The sequence below is a fragment of the Flavobacterium kochi genome, from assembly GCF_048286715.1.
Classification (GTDB): Bacteria; Bacteroidota; Bacteroidia; order Flavobacteriales; family Flavobacteriaceae; genus Flavobacterium.
Window position 1 is genome coordinate 225,870 of record NZ_JBLVPW010000004.1, and the last position, 20,535, is coordinate 246,404.

Below are 20,535 nucleotides of genomic sequence, written 5' to 3' on the forward strand. Positions count from 1 at the left end.
TTAGTCATTTTATTTTAATTATTTATTTTAATGGAGATTTCAGTGGATAGCTGCTTTGCTAAGTTGATTACATAATTAGTGAAATAGGCCGAATCCTTAAAGTTCTTATCCGCGCTCAGCTCCCATCCTGCTAGGGCATAATAACTAATTGGTTTATTATTTTCCACGGCTAGTTTTGCCAGATAAGAATCCGTTAATTGTCCTGTTTTAGGCGCTTCCATATAGCCTTTGAAAATAGCTTTGGGAACAAGTATTGCGGTGCCGAGAATCCATTCGCGATTATAGGTAAGCTTATCATGCTGGATAAGACAAACCCAATTACCTGCTTCAACTACATTCAAAGGTTTTTGATTGTTGATATTAGATAATGCCACCAGTAGCATTTCATTGCCTTTAAGTCCGTCCAAACTTACCGTATTTTTATAACCGTACATTCCGGGCCAGATAGAAGTGGTTTCTTTTACCTGGTATTTATTACCTGATGCATTCCAATTGTGGTATGTATAGTTTAAAACAGAATTTTCAGGTCCTTCACTCACAATTTTAAAAGTGGTTTTTTCAATATTATTCAGGGTGTCGTTTCCAAGAATACCCAGTCTGTTAATTTCATTGCCTATAAGTAAGGCATAACCGCCTAATCCTGCCGAACTTCCCACAGGAAAAATATCTCTACCCCAATCATACATTACGTGATAATTGTCTTCAACAGCTCCGGCACTATTAATTCCAACATTTTCTGGAGTAATGGCAGGTATTTTTTTTCCAAAAACATCTTTTGAATTTCTACCGTCAAGATAATGTCTAAATCCTGCTTTATCATTTTCCCATGAAGGACCATCGGTTTGGTATTTTTGAAAACCTAATTTTTTATAGACTTGATTTGCATTTACGGTTTCTTCCGTTGCGGGTTGTAAAGGTTCATTTACAGTTTCTCTTTTCCCAAATCGCACGCTGGTTCTGATGGTAAATTTAGGAGCTTCTTTCACCCATACAAGTTGTGCCTCTTTCTTTTCTTTGGCTGAAAAATTGGCCACTAAAAACAGTTCATCCCACTTTCCGTCTCCATCCAGATCATTCAGTTGTGAAGGGATGGTGTCATTTTTATAAATTAACACGGGATAATTAAATAAACCTTCCTTAACAGGCAACAGGGTTCTTGCTATCGAAATTGGTTTGTCCGTTAATTCCAAATTAGAATTATTGGTTAATACTATTTCTGTACCAGTTCCTATTTTATATGCTTTACAACTTACAAATACCAATGCTATCAAAGCTATCGGTAAATAAATCATTCGTTTATTTTTCATTTCTCTATAAAATATTAATCGTATTAAAAATCATTTTACTGCGACATCCCAAACTTTTGACAGTCTGGATTTCCCTTTAGGGCCTTCAATATCTAAAACAACTATGTATTTTCCAGCCTCTTTATATTGATGTATTGGGTTTTGCTCTGATGAAGTCGTTCCATCCCCAAAATCCCATTTCCACAATGTAATTTCTCCTTCAGATTGATCAATAAAAGCAACCATCCGTCGCTCCATGTCAACCACATTAAAAGACCATTTAGCAGCCATTATTTTTCTGAACCGCTCTTCCAAAGGCATTAATTTAAAAGGCAAACTATAGCTCGCATTTCCGTACATTGTATGCTCTTTTGATAAATTCCAAAATCCGTTATTGTTTTCTTTACTGACATCGTCATAATCAATAATTGCCCAGCAAAGTCCAATATTTTTACTTTCTTCTAAGATTGATTCAATAGCTCTTTTGGGATCGTTTCCAGCATAATCAAAAGGAGTTATCCAAAACTCCAATGTCAGTTTTCCCGATTCCCCTGGCTTAAAATTGTATTTACTGGAAGCATTCGCATATGGCAGTTCTTTAATCCAGGGCTGACTCCCCCAAACTAAGGCCCAATCTTTACCCTCCGCTGGAGTAAAAACATGATAGTTTTGCGCGTGAACTCCGTGAAATGAAAAATAGGCATCCATCATTTTTAAATTTTTATTGGGATGAAACCGATCAATAAATGGACCACCGGATTGATCGGCATCTACAATGACTTCAAATATATCGTTATGCAAACCCGTTAACGAAAAGTCCCAATAATCATCATATCCTTCGTATAAAAAATACAAACGGTTCAATCCTTTTACCCAACCTACTTTAACGCTGATAGCTAGATTTTTAGGATCGGCTTTCTTCTGTTTTCCACTGTCATCCCATAGCGATTCCATTCCAACAGCATAACTGTCAGGGACTATTTTCCAATCTTCGGAATTGCCGTCAATCATAGGAATTTTGTTGGCAGGAAACTGAAAAATTTTGAAATTCCGATTTTCCTGTGACCCAACCTGAACGCAAAAAAACAGCAATAGCACCACAGACAAAAATTTCTTTTTGTGCAGCCTCATCCAATACCTATTTTTTAATTCAAAAATCATTATTCCATTACAATTGATTAGTGATTGGAAATATCTACGTCCTTATATTTTGCAGGATTAGCGGATGCTCCTTTGAAATTAATCAGTTCTATTCCTGAGGCATTAGTAGCCTGAATGGCATTAGTAAAATAAGCAGGAATCGAATTTCCCCAACCGATGCTGCAGTTTTCTACTACCACACCATCGCTGTATCGAATAAAAATTCCCGGAGTATCATGTGCTTCGATACCATCATACGCTTTTGTAGGCCTATTATCAAAGAGATTACCGGGATATTTTGTCCATCTGTTCAAGGTTACGTTGACATTATCAAGGCGAACAGTACTGATTCGACTTTCCTTTGTGCCATTGATACGAATACTGTTTTCAGCTATTCCTTTTACATTTTTAATTAAAACAGTATGAATTTTCCCAATTTTGGTCTCGGCAGTACGCGGTATAGCCGTCAATGAAATTGCCTCTCCCCGTCCCCACCATGGATCAGAATGGTACCTGGAGGTAAAGTTTATATCTTTAAAAACGATATTATACACATCCCCTTCATCGCGAAGCTGGATTGTCAATCCACGACAGCTGGTTTTAATCTCACATCGCTCAAAAACAATATTGTAGATATCTTGGGTCGTTTCTGTTCCGATCTTGAGTCCGGAGTCTTGGGTTTCAATCGAACAATCGTGCACCCAAATATTGGCAGACGGACCATAATCAATTTCCTGTTGCGTCGCTTTTACCACTATTGCATCATCTCCACAACTTATTTCGCAGCTACGTATTTCAACATTTCTGCAATGATCCGGATCTATGCCATCGCAATTAGGTACGTCAAGATTATTCTTGATTTTTACACCATCGATTAAAACATTTTCACAACCCAGCATGTGCAGACTCCAGGAAGGTGCTTTTTCAATTGTGATCTCCGTTATTTCTAAATCTTTACATTTAGTAAGAATAAATAATTTAGGCCTCCAGTCTTTTGGCATCCAAATTTCCTTAGTAGTATCGTAATGCGACATAAACTCTAAGGCGCGTCCATTAATACTTCCAGTTCCTGATATTTTTAGATTTTTAACATCATTCGCTATTATAGAGCCTTCAACCGAATAATCTTCTTTTTTAGTGCTTACCAAAAGCTGGGCATTCCCTTGTAAATGAAATTCGATGTTACTTTTTAAAATGATGGTACTAATAAGGTACTGGTGATTCGCAGGCACTAAAACTCTGGTTCCATTCCCTAATTTTGCAGCGGCGTCAATTGCTTTTTGTATTGCTTTTGTATCTAAAGCTTTTCCGTCACCTATGGCGCCGTACTTTGTAACATCAATAACGGTTGTGGCTTTCTGAGCTTTTACCGACAGAATTCCGAAATTTATTAAAACCAATAATAAAAAGGCGCAGTTAAAGCTCTTATTCATAGTATTTTGTTCTTTATTCCAAATCTTTCGATTGATTTCAAATGTATTTAATAAAAATAATTATACTGTCCTGTGCCATACTGTAATAGTATGATTTCTTTGCATTTATTTCTAATGAAATATACTTTAAAAAAAAATAACGCACTGGAAATCAGTTAGATTTTAAAGTCACTTTTGCAATTTTCAGTCCTTTACCCGTAACTTTTAATTCTATTTCACCTGGTTCTGAAGTCGATTGAACCAAAACAACCAATTTACCACTGAATAATTTCATGCTTGGCAAATGAAATAATTCTAAGGAGGTAGCGTCTCCATTGCAAGCTGCACGATACGTTCCGTTACCTGTCACACTAAAATGCAACTGTTGTGTAGCTGTTGGACAGGGATTTCCCTCTTTATCGACTACAGAAACAGTTACAAAAGCTAAGTCTTCACCATTTGCCTTTAAAGTCGTCACATCCGGTTCCACCAGTATTTTATAAGGGGTACCGGCTGTATGTGTTTCTTTTTCTGCTACAGGATTTCCCTGTTTATCGAAAGCAATAACTTTAATTGTGCCCGGCTCGTATTTTACATCCATCCACATTAACCGGTATCGGTTTTGTACCGTTGCATTGTTTTTTTTCTGAATTCCCATGCTTTTTCCATTCACAAAAAGTTCAGCACTATCGTAATTTGTGTACACAAATACTGGTGTTGTTTGCCCTTCTCTCCCCTCCCAATTCCAATGTGGCAAAATATGTAATGTTTTGTCATTGGTATTCCAACGGCTTCGGTACAGGTAGAATCTGTCTTTCGGTAGACCTGCCAAATCATTAATTCCAAAATAGGAACTTCGAGAAGGCCACATTTCGTCATAAGGTGTAGGTTCTCCCAAATAATCGAAACCGGTCCATACAAACTCTCCAATTACCCAAGGCTTGTCATCTTGTAAAATAAAATCATCATCGGGTAAATTAGACCAACTACAATATTCTAAATCATAGGAAGAACTTTGAAAATCGCTGTATTGTTTGGATTGCGCCTTCACGACAGGAAATTTATATACGCCGCGTGAACTTACTGTTGATGCCGTTTCAGATCCTAAAATAAAACCTTGCGGAAATTTCTCAAAAGCCTCTTCATACAAATGAACCCGATAATTAAGTCCCGGAACATCTAATAATGCCCCAAATCCTGATGCCATAGTAGCTTTTACCTGATCCATTCCAACGGTTACCGGTCTTGTAGGGTCTTCACGATGAAATAAATCCTGCAACCATTTCGCTCGTTTCACACCCTCAGTACCCCATTGATCAGGCACTTCATTTCCAGAACTCCACATCACTATTGAAGGATGATTGCGGGTTGCATGAATCAAATTTACAATGTCTTTTTCAGCATCGGTTTCAAAGAAACGATGGTAGCCATTTTCAACTTTTGGCTTGACCCATTCATCAAAACTTTCGGCTAAAAACATAAATCCCATTTCGTCACACAACTCCAGCTGTTCCATTGATGGCATATTGTGTGAGCTGCGGATGGCGTTACAACCCATGTCTTTAAGAATGCGCAATTGTCTGCGCAAAGCCGCTTTATTTATTGCGGTGCCTATAGGTCCCAAATCATGATGCAAACAAACCCCTTTGAACTTGCGAACTTCGCCATTTAAACTAAAACCCTTGTTCGCTTCATACTTAATTTCCCGAATGCCAAACTTTGTAATTAATTCATCTTTTAACACATCGCCAGCATATAATCGGGACGTGGCTGTATAGAGATATGGTGTTTCCGGACTCCATAACTGCGGATTTTTCACTGCCAGGTTTTGTTCAAATTCCTTTCCGAAAAGAGTAGAACTTTCATTTGTAACTACTTCATTTCCATTGGCATCTTTAATCTTGGTGATGATCTGGAGGTTTTCGCCGGAAACTTTTGTTTTCACATTCACCTTAGCCAAATTAGCAGTAACCATAGGAGTCGTGATGAAAGTTCCCCATTGCTCAATACTCTCTTTATTTTTGACAATCAATTTTACTTTTCTGTACAAACCGGCTCCCGGATACCAGCGAGAAGAGGATCCTAGATTGGATAAGTGTACGGCCAACTTGTTTTTACCGTTTGCGGTGACAAAATCTGTAATATCAAAATAGAAGTAATTGTAGCCGTAATTCCATTCTCCAACTTTTTTACCATTTACGAACACTTTTGGCTCGCTCATAGCGCCTTCAAAAAGGAGAATCACTTTCTTGTTTTTGTCAAAATTTGGCAATGAAAATTGATTTCGGTACCAGGCTTCTCCGATATAAGGGAGCGCTCCGGTTCTGCCTGTTTTTTCAGTGGCTACTTTTTCTCCATTTTGCTCGATGGCGGTAATTTGTTTGTCTATTTCTTTGTCAAAAGGACCATAAATAGCCCAATCATGTGGAACAGTTACGTTCTGCCATTTCGAATCATTAAAATCATTTTCGAAAGCCTTTTCGCTATTGCCTTTTGAGAATTTCCATCCTTTAGTTAGTTCAATGGTGACTCTTTCCTGCGCGTCAATCCAGATAGAAGTAAAAAAAATAATTACTATAAAAAAAACAGCCTTTTTAGTATTCATGGTTTTGTGTTGGTTTTCTTTTGAAGAAATTTAAAAAAAATATTAATCTAAATGAAAAACTTCTTTTAAAGTCACAGCAACAGGGGAATTGTCGGGATTGGTTTCCATAATGTCAGCCATATAGGCCCACCATTTTTTTACGATTGGATGCTGGGGTAAAAAATCCATATCAAAATCTTCGTTTATTTTTTGAACTGCAAAAAGTAGCAGCGTTTCTTCATCCAGAAATATGGTATAATCCTGAATACCGGTATCCGAAAGTAAGCGTTCTAATTCGGGCCATATTTCATCGTGCCTTTTTTTATACTCCTGTTCAAAACCTGGTTTTAATTTCATTTTAAAAGCATTGCGAATCATTTTATTTTTCATTTTTTTGTTGGTATAAGGTTAATAATTACAGGTAGATCGCGATGGCATACAAGTGCTCCGTCAACATATTCTAATTCGGCTACCTGAATAGTACTTCTTCGGGTTTCATAATTGTCTGTTCCTTTATTCTCAGGAGTCCGGCCTGGATGTGTAAAATAGAAAACATACGCTTTGTCACCATTTACAATTACATCTGCATGACCTCCAATCACTTTGTCATCTTCACCCGTTCCTGGAATTTGCAAAATATTTTTTTCTTGACGATTCCAGTGAATAAAATCATCTGAAGAGTAAACGCCTAGACCTTTCCATGGATCAGTGATCATCCAGTTTTTGCCTTTCCATTGGAATACTTTAGGGCCTTCGCCACGGTCTTTTATTACCTTTTTACCACTGTCAACCCAATGATACAAATCTTTGCTGTCGGCATAATAAATTGATTTTCCATCATTTTCATTGTTGTAATACATGCGCCAGGTACCATCGGCTAATTGAAATACAGAGGCATCTATGCAGCGCTCCGATGCGAGGTTTAATTTGGATTCGAATTTCCAGTCAATCCCATTTTTACTGGTCAAGTGAACGATATAACGGGGATGTTGCCAATCTTCGAAAATACCAGGAACAATAGTTAAGTACATATGGTATTTTCCTTTATGTTCAATTACCTCCGGAGCCCAATAGGTAACCTCTTTGATAGTGTAATCAATGGTGCAATTGGCTTTATATTTCCAATGGGCACCATCGGATGATTCGGCAATGCCGATGGGAGTTCCATGAACCCAGCTGACACCGTTTCCTCCAATATTGGCCCTTCGATTGGTATAGTACATAAACCATTTTTTCTCTTTTTTATTCCAAATTATAGTAGGATCTGCAGCGCCATCATAATTTGGGTCACGAAATAATGGTTTGTCGGCAATCGTTTTTCTTCCTTTCTGTTGGCTATTTTGAGCAAAAAGAGGGAGGCAAAACAGCATCAATAATAGGATAAATAATTTTTTAAGTTTCATATTTATGGGAATCATTTTTTTATTGTAAGCCCGCATTGACTTTTTTGTCATCTTTTGCAAACTGATTTTCCAGTGCTGTTTTCATTTGAGTTACAATTATGGCATTTTCCAAAATTACATTTTGTTTTTCTTCCGGGTCTTTTTCAATATTGAAAAGTTCAAGTAATGCCGGAGAATCATCGGCATGACGGCTACGAATGATTTTCCAAGGTTTGCGTATCAGGCTTTCCTGAATATGTCCCCTGATGTATATGTCATGTGTTGTTGCTTTAGAATTAAAAATGGTTTGTCCTATATCTTTTCCTTCAACCGCTTTTGGTATTTCGGCTCCTGAAAGGGAGAGAAAGGTAGGCATAAGATCTGTGATGGCTATATAGTTATTATTCTTTTTTGGAGCCAGATGGTTTTTCCAATATACAATAGCAGGAACTCTAATGGCGCCTTCATAATTGGACGTTTTCCAGTCCCGTAAAGGAAAATTGCTTCCCAGCACAGGGTTGGACTCATGTACGCCTCCATATTCATTTTTAGAATTCCAGTTTTCCATGGCGCCATTATCACTCAAAAAAACAATAAGGGTATTGTCTTCTAAGTTCATTTTTTTTAAGGCTTCCATCACCAATCCGATACTGTGATCCATATGAGACATGGCTGCGGCATAATCTCTCCGGGAACTATTTTTAATGGTCTTTAAATAGGGAGCTTTCCATTTTTCTTCTTCTTGCAATGGAAAATGGGGAGCGCTATAGGCCAACTGAATGTAGAAATTTTTGGATGGATCCCTTTTGTTTGCCAGCCAATCTATCATTTCTTTTGTAATTAAATCGGTGGTATGTCCTTCTTCTGTAATAAACGTACCGTTTCTATACCAACTTGCATCTCCATTTTTGTATTTGTGGGTATATTGATCGATTTGTCCATGAAGAAATCCATAGGAATAATCAAAACCAAAAACATTTGGGCCGCTTGAGGTATTGAGTCCTAAATGCCATTTGCCGAATAAGGCCGTTTCATAATTCTTTTTTTTTAAGGCTTGGGGCAGGGTAATTATTGAATCGGGTAAGCTTAGTTTGCTTTTGTCACTGATGGGTGCCACAATTCCGATTCTACTGGAAGGCATTCCGGTTAAGAGAGACGCTCTTGATGGCGAACAGGTTGGGCTCGTATAAAATCGGTTGAGTTGAATTCCGTTTTTTGCCAAGGAATTAATAATAGGAGTCTGTATTTCAGAGCCATTATAGTTTACATCATTCCAGCCTGCATCATCGGCAATGATTACCAAAATGTTGGGCTTTTTTTCTGCCGTTTTCGGGTTTGCTATTTGAGAGTAAACGCCTAATGGAAAAAGCAAATAGCTTAGAAGCAAATATTTTGAAGTTCTTAAAAAAAAATGTTTAAGGGGGTGCCTGGAAGTAGATTTCATGAAAAGAAAATGAGTATTTATTTCAAATTTATTTATTTATTTTTTCAATACTGTCCTGTGCTATACTGTAACTGATTGTGGTAATCGAGGTAGCGAACAACTTACTCCCCAGTGCTCTCCAACGACCATGCATGCTTTTGCACACGGCTGTTTCTATAGACTTTTGAACCCTGTAATGCCAGGCAGGATATACAAGCAAAAAAAGGGGCTGGCTAATTTTAGACAGCCCTTCTTTCTGAGATACTAACCATTTGCTCTTCAAGCCCGATTTTTAAGGCATCTTTTGCAGTCCTTCCCATCTAACTTTCCAAGAGCCGTCTTTGGGGAATCCCGGGTTTGCTCCTGTACTTCCACCCCATCCGGCACACATCATTGCAACGGCTGTTAATAAACCTCCGTTCCCCGGTAAATAAATAGGCAAACGCTCTTCCTGGTAATTATGACCATTTATTAAATAAGTATTGGTCTGTACTTTCATAAATAATGCATCAAGTGCTTTGTCAGGCATTCCTAAACGTGCTGCCGCCATAGCTGTCATAGGAAAATCCCAACCCCAGGTTTTTTCCCAAGACCACGTCTTCCAGACTAAATCAAATGTATTTTTCATAATATCTTTATTCAGTAAAGAGGTTTCCGGAAGCATTCCGTACGTTCCTAAAACAGAAGGGTGATCTGTTTTGAACTCTGGATTGGTGTATGAATCTTTCGCACTTTCTGTTGCTAAATACACATTATTCTGGACTGGTAATGCGGATAACTTCTCCAGAACAGCTCCCCATTTTGAAGGTACTTTTTCGTGCAGTTGTTCTTTCCATTTTATAGCCGTACCCAGTGCCCAATTCCAATAGGCTAGTTCATAAGTAGGATTAAATGTTTCCATAGCTTTGAAGCGTTCCTGCGCAGGAATTACACCCGGCCCCAGTTCATATCTGTCTTTTTCTTTATTATAGTATGCAAAAGATGCCATGAAATCTGCCGTGGCGAAGACTTCTTTTTTATATTTTTCTAAGGTTACTGTTGTAGGATTCGCTCTGTACATTAAATCCGCAAATGTTATAAAATGCGGTTGTTGCCAAATTAAAAAAGCGCCTATTGAAGACGGGCCTTCATTTCCATCTGGATCTGTCATTTTTTGCCATCTGACACCCTCAAAACCTTGTCTTTTAGCAATATTGGCTGCTTTATCAAATACTTTGCGATACCAGGGTAAACTTTTTTCCAATAATTCCGATCTGCCCCATAAAGCAAAATGTACACCATGCCACCAATGCATTTCTAAATGAGGTCTGCCATACCAGCTGTTGAAGGTCAGGCCCGTTTCCTGAGGAGGCATAGCTCCGGTACATTGCAATTTTGTGAGGTACTCCGAAAGAATAATTCTGCGTTCCAATTCACTAGCCCGAATATCAGTACTTCCGGAAAAATCTATGGCACCACCACTTTGCCAAAAATCCTTCCATCCTACGGCACTATTTTTTTCTACAGAAGAAAACGATGGAATCGTTTTAATTTTTTGGTTTTTAAACGCACAGCTAAATGAAAAAGAATCCATTTTAGAAGGGGTTAAAACATAATAATTTTCCTCTTTTACGCTTATTTTTGCATTTCCTTCCCACGATAATCCGATATGATAGGTAATAGAATCCATTTTACGGGTAATTACGGTTTCTTGCTTATTTTTAGAGGAAATAGTATTTGCGTAATTTATTTTATCTTTCCATTTTGTACCAAAATCTGCCCATTCCCCAGTTGGCTGAGGCAATCTAAGGCGAATTTTTAATTGCCCTTTCTTAATTAAATCAGATTGTATTCGTGCCCCTACAACATCTTCATTTTGATGACAGGCTGTCCAAACTGTTACCGGAATTCCTTCTACTGAAAAATGGCTTTCAATTTCACCAGTCCATAAATTTAATGTTTGTTTTATATCCCTGAGGTCTTCTGGTTTAACCCTTTCCCCATTTTTTTTATACAACTCCAAACCTAAATTTCCGAGTTGCAATCGATGTGGATTAGCACGGAAATAATTTACCGCTTCACTGATTCTTTCAGGTGCCTTTAATTGTACTGCGTAAGAAACCTTTCTTCCATACTGATCATATTCCTTCAGCGTTTCCCCAAATTTATAATTTCCTGTATTCGGGTAGCTGTCCCAACCCCATTCCGATTGCGTTCCCAAAGGAATGCCATGTTGGTACACTTCAGGAAAAGTTTGCAATCCAGTCACATCAACAGTGTACGCAAAAGTCCCGTTTCCTACACTTAACGAAGCCAGTGTATCTATCGCTTTAATTTCAATATTATGTCTGGAAACCAAAAGTTTCCGATCAATTTTTTGTTGTCCATTCAACTGAAAACAAAGAAGTAAAACAATTAAACATGGCATTTTAAAAAAGGTGCAAATAGCATTCATATTTTTTTATATTATGTAATAAATTAAAAATTAATATCCGTTTTTTCAGTCCAATCATGAGTACGAAAAGGCGAAGCCGGCAAGTTTTCCTTATTGAATAAATTAGGCTCCGGTGTGGCTTTCCATGCAAAACGGACTGCTATTGGTTTTTTTACTTTCGAAGAAAAAACAACGACATTTTTTCCTTGTATTTCGGCTTCCGCCGGATAAAATACCCGATCCTCTCCTGCAATTTCGAATTCCGTTAATTGCTCTCCTTTTTTTGTAAGTCCGGAATCAGCGTAATCAAAATAGATTTGAATGCGTTGCCTGTTTATTTTCATATGATTATAAATAGGTCCGGAGTACACTAAACCAGGCTCTTTATAGGTTTTAGCACGTGCCAATAAAGAGAGGCGTTTCCCAACCGTTTGTTTGTCTATCGGGTGAATATTCTTTGCGTCACCTACATCGGTTGTTACCACCATTCCTGTATTACTTACCGTCTTCAATGCCATTAGCTGTGCTTCCCTTATCTCCGCATTCTGACCCTGGTGAGGCGCAATTTGCACATAGTAAAAAGGAAAATCGCCTTGTTTCCAATCGGTTCTCCAATTTTTAATCATTGCCGGAAATAAACTTCTATACTGATAGGCCCTTTCTGCATTACTTTCACCCTGGTACCAGATCACCCCTTTAATTGTAAAGTTTATTAATGGATACAACATGGCATTATACAGCACAAAAGGCTCTTTGTTTATACTTTCTCTTGTTGGCTTTTTGAATATCGTTTTAGTCAATTCAGTATCCTTCTCTAACTGCTGCTTTCTAATATTGGAATAATAAACTGCTAAATCAGTATAATATGCTTTTTCTTTAGTTGCATTACGTTCTAAAATAGGGGAAAAATCAGGATCGGATTCCAATACCTGCTGAGAAGTCCAAGCTTCTGCCTTAGTCCCACCCCAGGATGAGGAAATCAGTCCAATAGGAATATGTAAATTTTGATACAGGTTCCTTCCAAAAAAATACCCTACAGCCGAAAAAGTATTTACGGTATTTGGTGCACATACTTTCCAATTTCCCTTAACATCATTCAGTGGTTTTTGAGCAGCGTCAAGTGCCACAGTAAACAATCGTATAGCAGGATAGTTTGCCTTTTCAATTTCGTCCTCATAATTTTGAACGCCTGTTTTCCACGTTTTTTCTTCTCTTCCCACCGGAAAAAACATATTGGATTGACCGGAACAAAGCCAAACTTCCCCGATAAGGATATTATGAAGCGTAATTTTGTTTTTCCCTTCCAGTATAATGCTATAGGCTTTTTCACTGCCTTCAGGCGTTTTTGCAATTACATTCCAATTGCCATCTGAATCGGCCGTTGTCTCTATAAGGTTATTTTGCCATTCTATTTGAATGCTTATCTTTTCATTCGGAGATGCCCATCCCCATAGATTAATAGCGGTATTTCTTTGCAAAACCATATTATCACTAACCAGAGCAGGCAATTTAATTTGGGCCGTCAATGACAATTTCGCACATAAAATAAGAGAAAACAGCAGTAGCTTTTTAAAACAAACCATTGGCATAATTATTTAGATTGATTGGATTTTAAAGATAGTGGAGTTAAACAATAAGAGTATCCTGTGCTACCCTGTAAATAAAAATAAGCGCTATAGCATAACACTATAACGCTTATAAATTTAAAAATAATTTTCAGTGTTTTTAAAATATTAGTATCCGGGGTTTTGATCGTACAGACCCGGAGCAGCTAAAATTTCCTGAAATGGAATTGGATAAAGCAACGAGTTTTTATCTATTGTTAGTATTTTATTGGAAAGATCTTCTTGAGTTTTCCAAGCATTCATAATCGTTAAAGCATTACCTGATCTGATTAAATCAAACCATCTTGTCCCTTCTGAAAAGAATTCTTTTCTTCTTTCGTCGAATAATTGATCTAAATTTATGTTGGCTGCAGTTGCAGGCACGCCCGCTCTTGTTCTCACCTGATTAACAATGGCATCTACATCGGCCTGAACACCACCACCTCCATGAAGCGTACATTCAGCCATCATCATCAGTATATCCGTATAGCGCAGTACCATAAAATCTATTCCCCAGTCCGTTCGGGACAATCCATATCTGGTTTTGTCAATGTATTTTTTGAAAACGGGAAGGGTATATAAAACCCCGGAAGCAGTGTAACTGGTTGCAATACCAAATATTTTTCTTTTGTCATTTGCGGCAAACGAATTGATAAGTCCAGTTGAAATTGGCCTTGCTTCTAAAGATCCTTGCTGCGATAAACCTATAGAGGTAAAATAAGGTTCATATCCGACCTCGATCACGAAATTCCCCCCTACATCATTTCCAGAAGTATAAGGAATGGTCAAAACGTTCTCTTTGTTGGCATTTCCTTCCACTGTAAATATGGCAGCGTAATCGCTACCGAAAGCATACAAACCACTTGTTTTTATATCGTTTAGTTGTTGGTACGCCTTGTCCCATTCATTTAATCCTAAAGTAGCTCCATCGATACCGTAAGTTGAGCTGGAACGGGTCATATAGACCAATCCCAACATTCCCTTTGCAGCATATTTAGTAGCTCTTCCATATTCTGTGGGATAAGTAGCAGGTAAGTCGGTTATTGCGATTTGTAGGTCAGCGATAATTAGATCATAAATAGCTGCAACTGGAGTTCTGCCAATTTTAGCGACTTCCTGAGCACTCATTACTTTATCAATCAAAGGAACGCGGCCAAACCATCTTATCAGGTCAAAATAACAGAAGGCACGAAGAAAATGAGCCTCGGCTGACATAGCAGCCCGATCAGTAGTGACAGGAATAACATCCCCTTTTTCGACTAATTTTTCCAGTAACTGATTCGCCATATAAATCGCCTTGTAATTACTTACATAAGCCTCTTTTATATAGGAATTTGAGCCTATTGAAGTGTAAAAACTATTGATACCTTCCCATTCCCTGGAAGCAGTAGTAGTTGCATAAAGATTATCGGATCTGGTTTCACTTAAATTCAATACCCTATTCGCATAACCGTATTCGTTAGCGCCATGATAGGCATACGAATAGACTGCATTCCTGGCCTGAATAAAATCATTTGGCGTTGAGTAGAAATTCTCCGTTGTCCCCGAAGACAATGGCACTTGGTTAAGTTCGTCATCACATGATACCAGGACAGACAACATAAAAATATTTGCTGCTATATAAATATATTTCTTCATTTTATTTTAATTAAAATTAATGTTAAGTCCTAAAACTAATGATTTTGCCAAAGGAGCTCCTCCATAATCTACAGGAAGGGGAAATCTGCTGTCAGAACCTGCTGAAGTATTCACTGCTTCGGGGTTAAAACCTACTTTGTATTTATCCCAATAGAACCAGTTTTCGGCACTCAGGTAAAGCCTTGCTTTGTCAATTCTTGACAACGATTTTACCGCTTCAGATAGGTCATAACCTAATGTTATACTTCTGATACTTAGATAATCTGATTTATACAACCAATCTGTATTCGCCTGATAACCAAAAGAAGTTCTCCAGTTTCCTCGCACCGCAGGATCAACATCAAGGTTGTTTTCTCCGGCAGACATTCCCGTACGGTTAATACTTCTTCCTATCAGGCCATATACTGTACCTCCATTTTGTCCCTGAACTAAAACATTTAAATCAAACGCTTTGTATTTAAAAGTATTGGTGATTCCCCATGTAAATTTCGGAGTAGGATTTCCGACATCAACACGGTCATCTGCAGTAATCTTTTTGTCTCCATTTTGATCAACATATCTAGGATCTCCCAATACTAGTTTATTCCCTCCAATAGTGGTACCACCGTTATCGATGTCCGCTTGGGTAACAACGCCATCTTGAACTATAGTAAATATGGTATACATTGGTTTGCCAACTTCTAATTTTACAAATGGAACACCACTAAGGCTACTTGCAGCAATTTCAATTTTTTGCTGATCAGGACCCAATGCTAAAACTTTATTTTCGTTGTGACTAATGTTAGCGGATGTTTTCCATTGAAAGTCTTTACCGGCAACGTTAATCGTATTCAATTCAAATTCCCATCCTTGATTCCTTACTTTTCCAACATTAGAAAGATAACTTGTAAATCCAGATGCAGCCGGTACAGGAACCTGCAATAGCAAATCACTATTTTCTTTTCTATACACTTCAAATGTTCCGGAAACCCTGTTTTTCAGAAGTGAAAAATCGACACCGAAATCAATACTTTTTGACTGTTCCCAATGCAATAAAGGATTAGGGATAGATCCAACTCCCTGTCCCAAAGCAATAGCTCCGCCTAATGTATAGTTATAGCTGGCAAGGGTTGAAAATGCAGCATAATTACCAATATTATTACTACCATTTACACCGGCACTCGCTCTAAGTTTTAAATCGTCAAGCCAATCGACCTTCTTCATAAAATCTTCTTGTTTAACTCTCCATCCTAATGATAATGAAGGAAATACTCCCCAACGCTGTTGGAATCCAAATTTTGAGGAACCATCTCGTCTTACACTTACAGACATCAGGTATTTTTCTTTATAATCATATTGCAACCTACCAAAATAAGAAAGTAGCGTGTTTTTTTCTGAATTGGTAGAACCCGTTGATCCGGTAGGTAACGTTTCAATAGAAAAACTATTATAAAGCGCACCAGAAGAAAGACTGGATCTTGTCATTTGGTACGAACTAAAAGACTGACCAACAAGCACATTAAAACTATGATCTTTAAATGACTTAACATAATTTAAAGTGTTTTCATTTACTATATTTTGTCTTCTGTATGTATTATAAGCTCCACGAATATCTGTTAATTTATTGCCTGGCGTATAATTTTCAGTTGCATTATCTGAATTGTCAAAATTAATGGTACCCTTAAACGTTAAACCATCGATGACTTTATAGCTCAGGTAAGAGGAAATAATGTTTCTGTACATCGAGTTCTTTCCCTGTCTTTCTAATAAATTAAGCATACTTGTTGTACTGCTTCCCCATGCATATTTTACGGTATATTTTTCCCCGGCATCATTAGCTGTATTTTCGAAAACAGGTGTTGCACCAAGAGCTTTATTTAGGGTGTTATCTTTTCCTTCCACTCCCGGATCATCTTTTATGGAATAAGAAGGAGCCAAATTAAATCCTACTTTAATATTTTCCGATAATTTGATATCAATATTAGCTCTTGCAGAAAACAGGGTATAATCCGTCCCAATAATATATCCTTTATTCTTTTGGTAACTTGCCGATACATAATAATTAACAGCATCAGTAGCTCCGGAGGCAGACAATTGGTAATTATTAAATTCTCCGGTACGGAATATCTTATCTTGCCAGTTTATATAATCTAATCCTGGATGACCCAGTATATCCCATCTCGCATCATACAGATAGGTAGTATATTTTGTATTACTCGGAATAAGAGGAGTCGCTGGAAATTTTGAATTATAAATAGCAATTCTTTCATCTATGGTTTGAGTAGCCGATGCTCCGGCGATTCCTGAGGCTACCCATTGGTCATCGATAAATGATTTTGCTCTGGTTACCCATTGTTCTCCATCTAAAACATCCACCCTTTTTGCTTCTTTACTTATACCAGAGTAGGTATTAAAAGTGAATTTTGCTTTTCCTGTTTTACCCCTTTTGGTCGTAATTAAAACTACTCCATTTGAGGCTCTTGACCCATAAATTGCTGCCGCTGCTGCATCCTTTAAGACTTCCACAGAGGCTATATCATTAGGGTTCATGTTGTCTAGTGGACTACCATTCGAAAATCCACCAGAGCTATTTCCTCCCTCTGTATGAATTGGAAATCCATCCACTACATATAAAGGCTCGTTTCCTGCAGAAATAGATCCTGCACCCCTAATTTCAACACTAAAGGGCTGACCAGGCAAGCCTGTAGTTTGTTTTACCCTAACCCCTGCAATCTGTCCAATCATACCCTGATCAAGTCTGGAAATAGGTCTCTCAACAAAGTTATCGGTTTTAATGGAGGACAGCGATCCAGTTGTTAGTTTTTTCTTTTGTGTTCCATAACCTACTACTACCACTTCATTTAAAGTCGCATTATCCAATTCTAAAGAGACCCTGTAAGAACTTGCATTGCCTATTTTTTGCTCAGTTGTTTTAAAACCCAAAAAAGAAAATACTAATGTTTCTCCCGCTGCTACAGCAATACTGTATTTACCGTCAATATCAGTAATTACTCCCTTTTTTGATCCTTTTACAAATACATTAACTCCTGGTATAGGAAGATTTGAAGGATCATTTACTGTCCCTGTAACATTTTTTTCCTGAGCAAAACCTGATGTACACATCAAAGTATACAGGATCATACCCATCAAAAGAATAATTTTGTTTTTCATATTACATTAAATTTTTAGTATAGTTCAATCCAAATATATCTATAAGAGAATCGGCCAGTATCCTGTGCTTTCCTGTACTTTTTTAACATAATATTATATTTTGACTCAGAAAGAGTCTTTACAAACGATAACTAATTAACGTTCAATTCATTGGTTGTTTTATTAATAAAATATATTATTTCAATTATTTTATTTTTTTATTTATTTAATTTTTTCAATATATTTTTAAAAAAAATGTATTTTTTATCATAAAAAAATAATTTATCGGTAATTTTTCAACAGGTCATGATAGCGGGAGAACAATTGTAGTTATATTGTTTTATTTTCTTTCAAGGAAAGAAATTTTTCCTAATTGCAAATAGAAACCTGCACTCGTTTTTGTCACAACAGGAATAGCAATTTTTAAACTGTAACATCAAAGTTGTTTACTACTGAAGATCAAATAGAATAGCGTTAAACCATCCTGTACTTTCTTATTTTCAGACTATGCAGTAAATAAAAAAAGCGCCATAGTTTGAACTATAGCGCTTATAAGCATTTATTTTATATTAATTAATAACCAGGATTTTGCATTGCTTGTTTTTCGGCGGCTGACAATGGCCTTCCACTTGCATACACACCATCCAGGAACGTTTGAGGAATAGGACGCAGGTTATGAAAATCTTGAACATTTGGCGCTGCTTCAGGATTGTAAGCTTTTGCTCTAGCTACCAAAGTTTTAGTTCTACTTAAGTCCTCCCAACGATGAAATTCTCCACAAAGTTCTCTAGTACGCTCATTCAATATTAGACACAGCATTCGGTCGTAATCACTCGAATACCCTAGCTTTGTAATTACAGCCTGATCCGATGCAGGCAAAGCACTAATGCTAGCGATTGTTAAGTTAGTTGCCGCAGTTGTAGTTGCAATGTTATTAGATTCGTAATAAGAGTTCTCTGGAATAAAAGAAATAGGAATCGTTCCTTGTCCAGCAACTGTCCATGCAGCTGAACCATCAGTATAAGCAGCACGATTTTCTCCAGATTTGTAATTAGCACGTGTACGAACTGTATTAATGTAAGATAGAGCATCTGCAAAAGTAGCTGTTCCTAATTTAGCCAAACGCACTTTTGCTTCAGCGGCCATCAAATAGGTTTCTGCCGAACGCGCTAATATCATGTCACGAGATCCTTTTGTGCTGGTTAGATCTATCCTGTTACCATCCAGATGTTTGCTTAAAGATGGAAATCTTACATCTGCCATTAAGCCAATTTTGTCTGCTGCATAAGCTACATAAACACTTGGAATTGTTTTTCCGGTTTTTGAATAGATTATAGCGTCTGTATTTTTAGTTTTTGCAAAACGAGTGTCTGTCGCGTTATTGATAACGTACATAATACCTAAATCACCATTTACATAATAAGTTCCTGATTTATTGTTGATGATGCTTTTTGTTTGAAAACTTTTCCAGAAACGGGAATCATTTACCTTGTCAAATACATCATAAACAAAATAAGTAGGTGCCAAACGGCTAAATGGTCTTCCCCCTGCCAGGTTACGTCTCATTTGAGGCAACTGGTCATAAGTCGAAAGAAAATGCAAGTGTTGTTGATTACCTCCGGTAGTCAAAGCATTGGCATTGAACTGGGCCGACAAGATTAATTCTGGTAGTCTTTCATTTGCGCCATCTGCACTGGTATAATTCCATAAATCACCAAAGTTTGCTGCCAATGGATGATTAGCAATAACTTGGTCTGACAAGGTAACTACTTGTTGCAAATCAGCTGCTTTTGTAGTTGAGTTCCAACTGTCATTAATTTCGCTGGCACGTGCTAAATAAGCTTTTGCTAAATAATGGGCAGCAGCATCTTTAGTAATTTTGGCAGGTGCTCCCCCATTGCTTAATAAGCTATACGCTTGTGTAAAATCTGCAATTACTTGTTTCAAGACTTCTTCTGGAGTCGCTCTGGTAAATTCTAACTCCACAGTAGAACTGGTAGTTAATTTTAAGGGCACAGCTCCATATTGGCTTACCAGTTTTAAGTAATTGAAAGCTCTCAAAAAGTACCCTTCTCCTAATGCTGTTTTCTTGATAGCATCATTAGTTGAAACAATTGCTGTAGCTGATTCAATTAATTGATTGGCATTTCCAATTCCAATATACAAATTATCCCAATTGGTATTAGCTGCAACGGTGTTAGCGTTAGATACTGTTACAAAAGCTTTGAGCCCGGTAGAATAGGAATTCCATGTCCAGTTTGAGGGATCTCCACCTGCATGAAATTCGTCTGTACCTGATTGTGTTGCCGTAAGAGGCACTTCGCTACTCAATTCTGCAGCAAATACTTGGTAGTAAGTTCCAACAGCTAAAGCTTGAATTCCTGCTTCTGTGGTGTAATACTCTTTACTATAGGCAGTATTTAATTCTTCGTCCAGGAAATCTTGGTTACAGGAGGTGCTAAGACCCAATGTAGCTACAAGCATCAAATTGATGTATAGTTTTTTATAATTTTTCATAATTTAT

Annotated in this window: 13 protein-coding genes; all 13 read right to left on the reverse strand. The window is 37.4% G+C overall.

The window, feature by feature from the left end:
• Window positions 1-14: 14 nt before the first annotated feature.
• Window positions 15-1,307 carry a DUF4861 domain-containing protein gene (locus tag ACNQGH_RS05510; protein ID WP_417954985.1) on the reverse strand — a complete coding sequence of 431 codons (1,293 nt, stop codon included), beginning with the start codon at window positions 1,305-1,307 and terminating at the stop codon, window positions 15-17.
• A 30-nt stretch (window positions 1,308-1,337) separates the two neighbouring features.
• Entirely contained in the window at window positions 1,338-2,417 is a 1,080-nt protein-coding gene (locus ACNQGH_RS05515) for a PKD domain-containing protein (protein ID WP_417954986.1), read from the reverse strand.
• Window positions 2,418-2,464: 47 nt separating this feature from the next.
• Entirely contained in the window at window positions 2,465-3,859 is a 1,395-nt protein-coding gene (locus tag ACNQGH_RS05520) for a glycoside hydrolase family 28 protein (RefSeq protein ID WP_417954987.1), read from the reverse strand.
• 151 nt (window positions 3,860-4,010) lie between these two features.
• Entirely contained in the window at window positions 4,011-6,443 is a 2,433-nt protein-coding gene (locus tag ACNQGH_RS05525) for a DUF4982 domain-containing protein (protein ID WP_417954988.1), read from the reverse strand.
• Between the two features lie 42 nt (window positions 6,444-6,485).
• Window positions 6,486-6,812, reverse strand: coding sequence for an L-rhamnose mutarotase (rhaM, locus tag ACNQGH_RS05530; RefSeq protein ID WP_417954989.1), 327 nt, complete (start codon window positions 6,810-6,812; stop codon window positions 6,486-6,488).
• Entirely contained in the window at window positions 6,809-7,825 is a 1,017-nt protein-coding gene (locus tag ACNQGH_RS05535) for a family 43 glycosylhydrolase (protein WP_417954990.1), read from the reverse strand. The genes rhaM and ACNQGH_RS05535 overlap by 4 nt, the downstream gene beginning before the upstream one ends.
• Before the next feature lie 19 nt (window positions 7,826-7,844).
• The gene (locus ACNQGH_RS05540; protein ID WP_417954991.1) at window positions 7,845-9,191 is read right to left on the reverse strand and encodes a sulfatase-like hydrolase/transferase; all 1,347 of its coding nucleotides are present in this window, start codon (window positions 9,189-9,191) and stop codon (window positions 7,845-7,847) included.
• An 85-nt stretch (window positions 9,192-9,276) separates the two neighbouring features.
• Window positions 9,277-9,510, reverse strand: coding sequence for a hypothetical protein (locus tag ACNQGH_RS05545; RefSeq protein ID WP_417954992.1), 234 nt, complete (start codon window positions 9,508-9,510; stop codon window positions 9,277-9,279).
• Between the two features lie 9 nt (window positions 9,511-9,519).
• Entirely contained in the window at window positions 9,520-11,634 is a 2,115-nt protein-coding gene (locus ACNQGH_RS05550) for a hypothetical protein (RefSeq protein ID WP_417954993.1), read from the reverse strand.
• 50 nt (window positions 11,635-11,684) lie between these two features.
• A complete protein-coding gene (locus tag ACNQGH_RS05555) occupies window positions 11,685-13,223 on the reverse strand; it encodes a sialate O-acetylesterase (protein ID WP_417954994.1) in 1,539 nt (512 codons plus the stop codon).
• Window positions 13,224-13,373: 150 nt separating this feature from the next.
• Window positions 13,374-14,882: a RagB/SusD family nutrient uptake outer membrane protein gene (locus ACNQGH_RS05560; RefSeq protein ID WP_417954995.1), complete on the reverse strand. Its 1,509-nt coding sequence runs from the start codon at window positions 14,880-14,882 to the stop codon at window positions 13,374-13,376.
• 6 nt (window positions 14,883-14,888) lie between these two features.
• Window positions 14,889-18,032 (reverse strand): SusC/RagA family TonB-linked outer membrane protein, encoded by a 3,144-nt coding sequence (locus tag ACNQGH_RS05565; protein WP_417954996.1) that lies wholly within the window; start codon window positions 18,030-18,032, stop codon window positions 14,889-14,891.
• Between the two features lie 552 nt (window positions 18,033-18,584).
• A complete protein-coding gene (locus ACNQGH_RS05570; protein ID WP_417954997.1) occupies window positions 18,585-20,528 on the reverse strand; it encodes a RagB/SusD family nutrient uptake outer membrane protein in 1,944 nt (647 codons plus the stop codon).
• Between the last annotated feature and the right edge of the window lie 7 nt (window positions 20,529-20,535).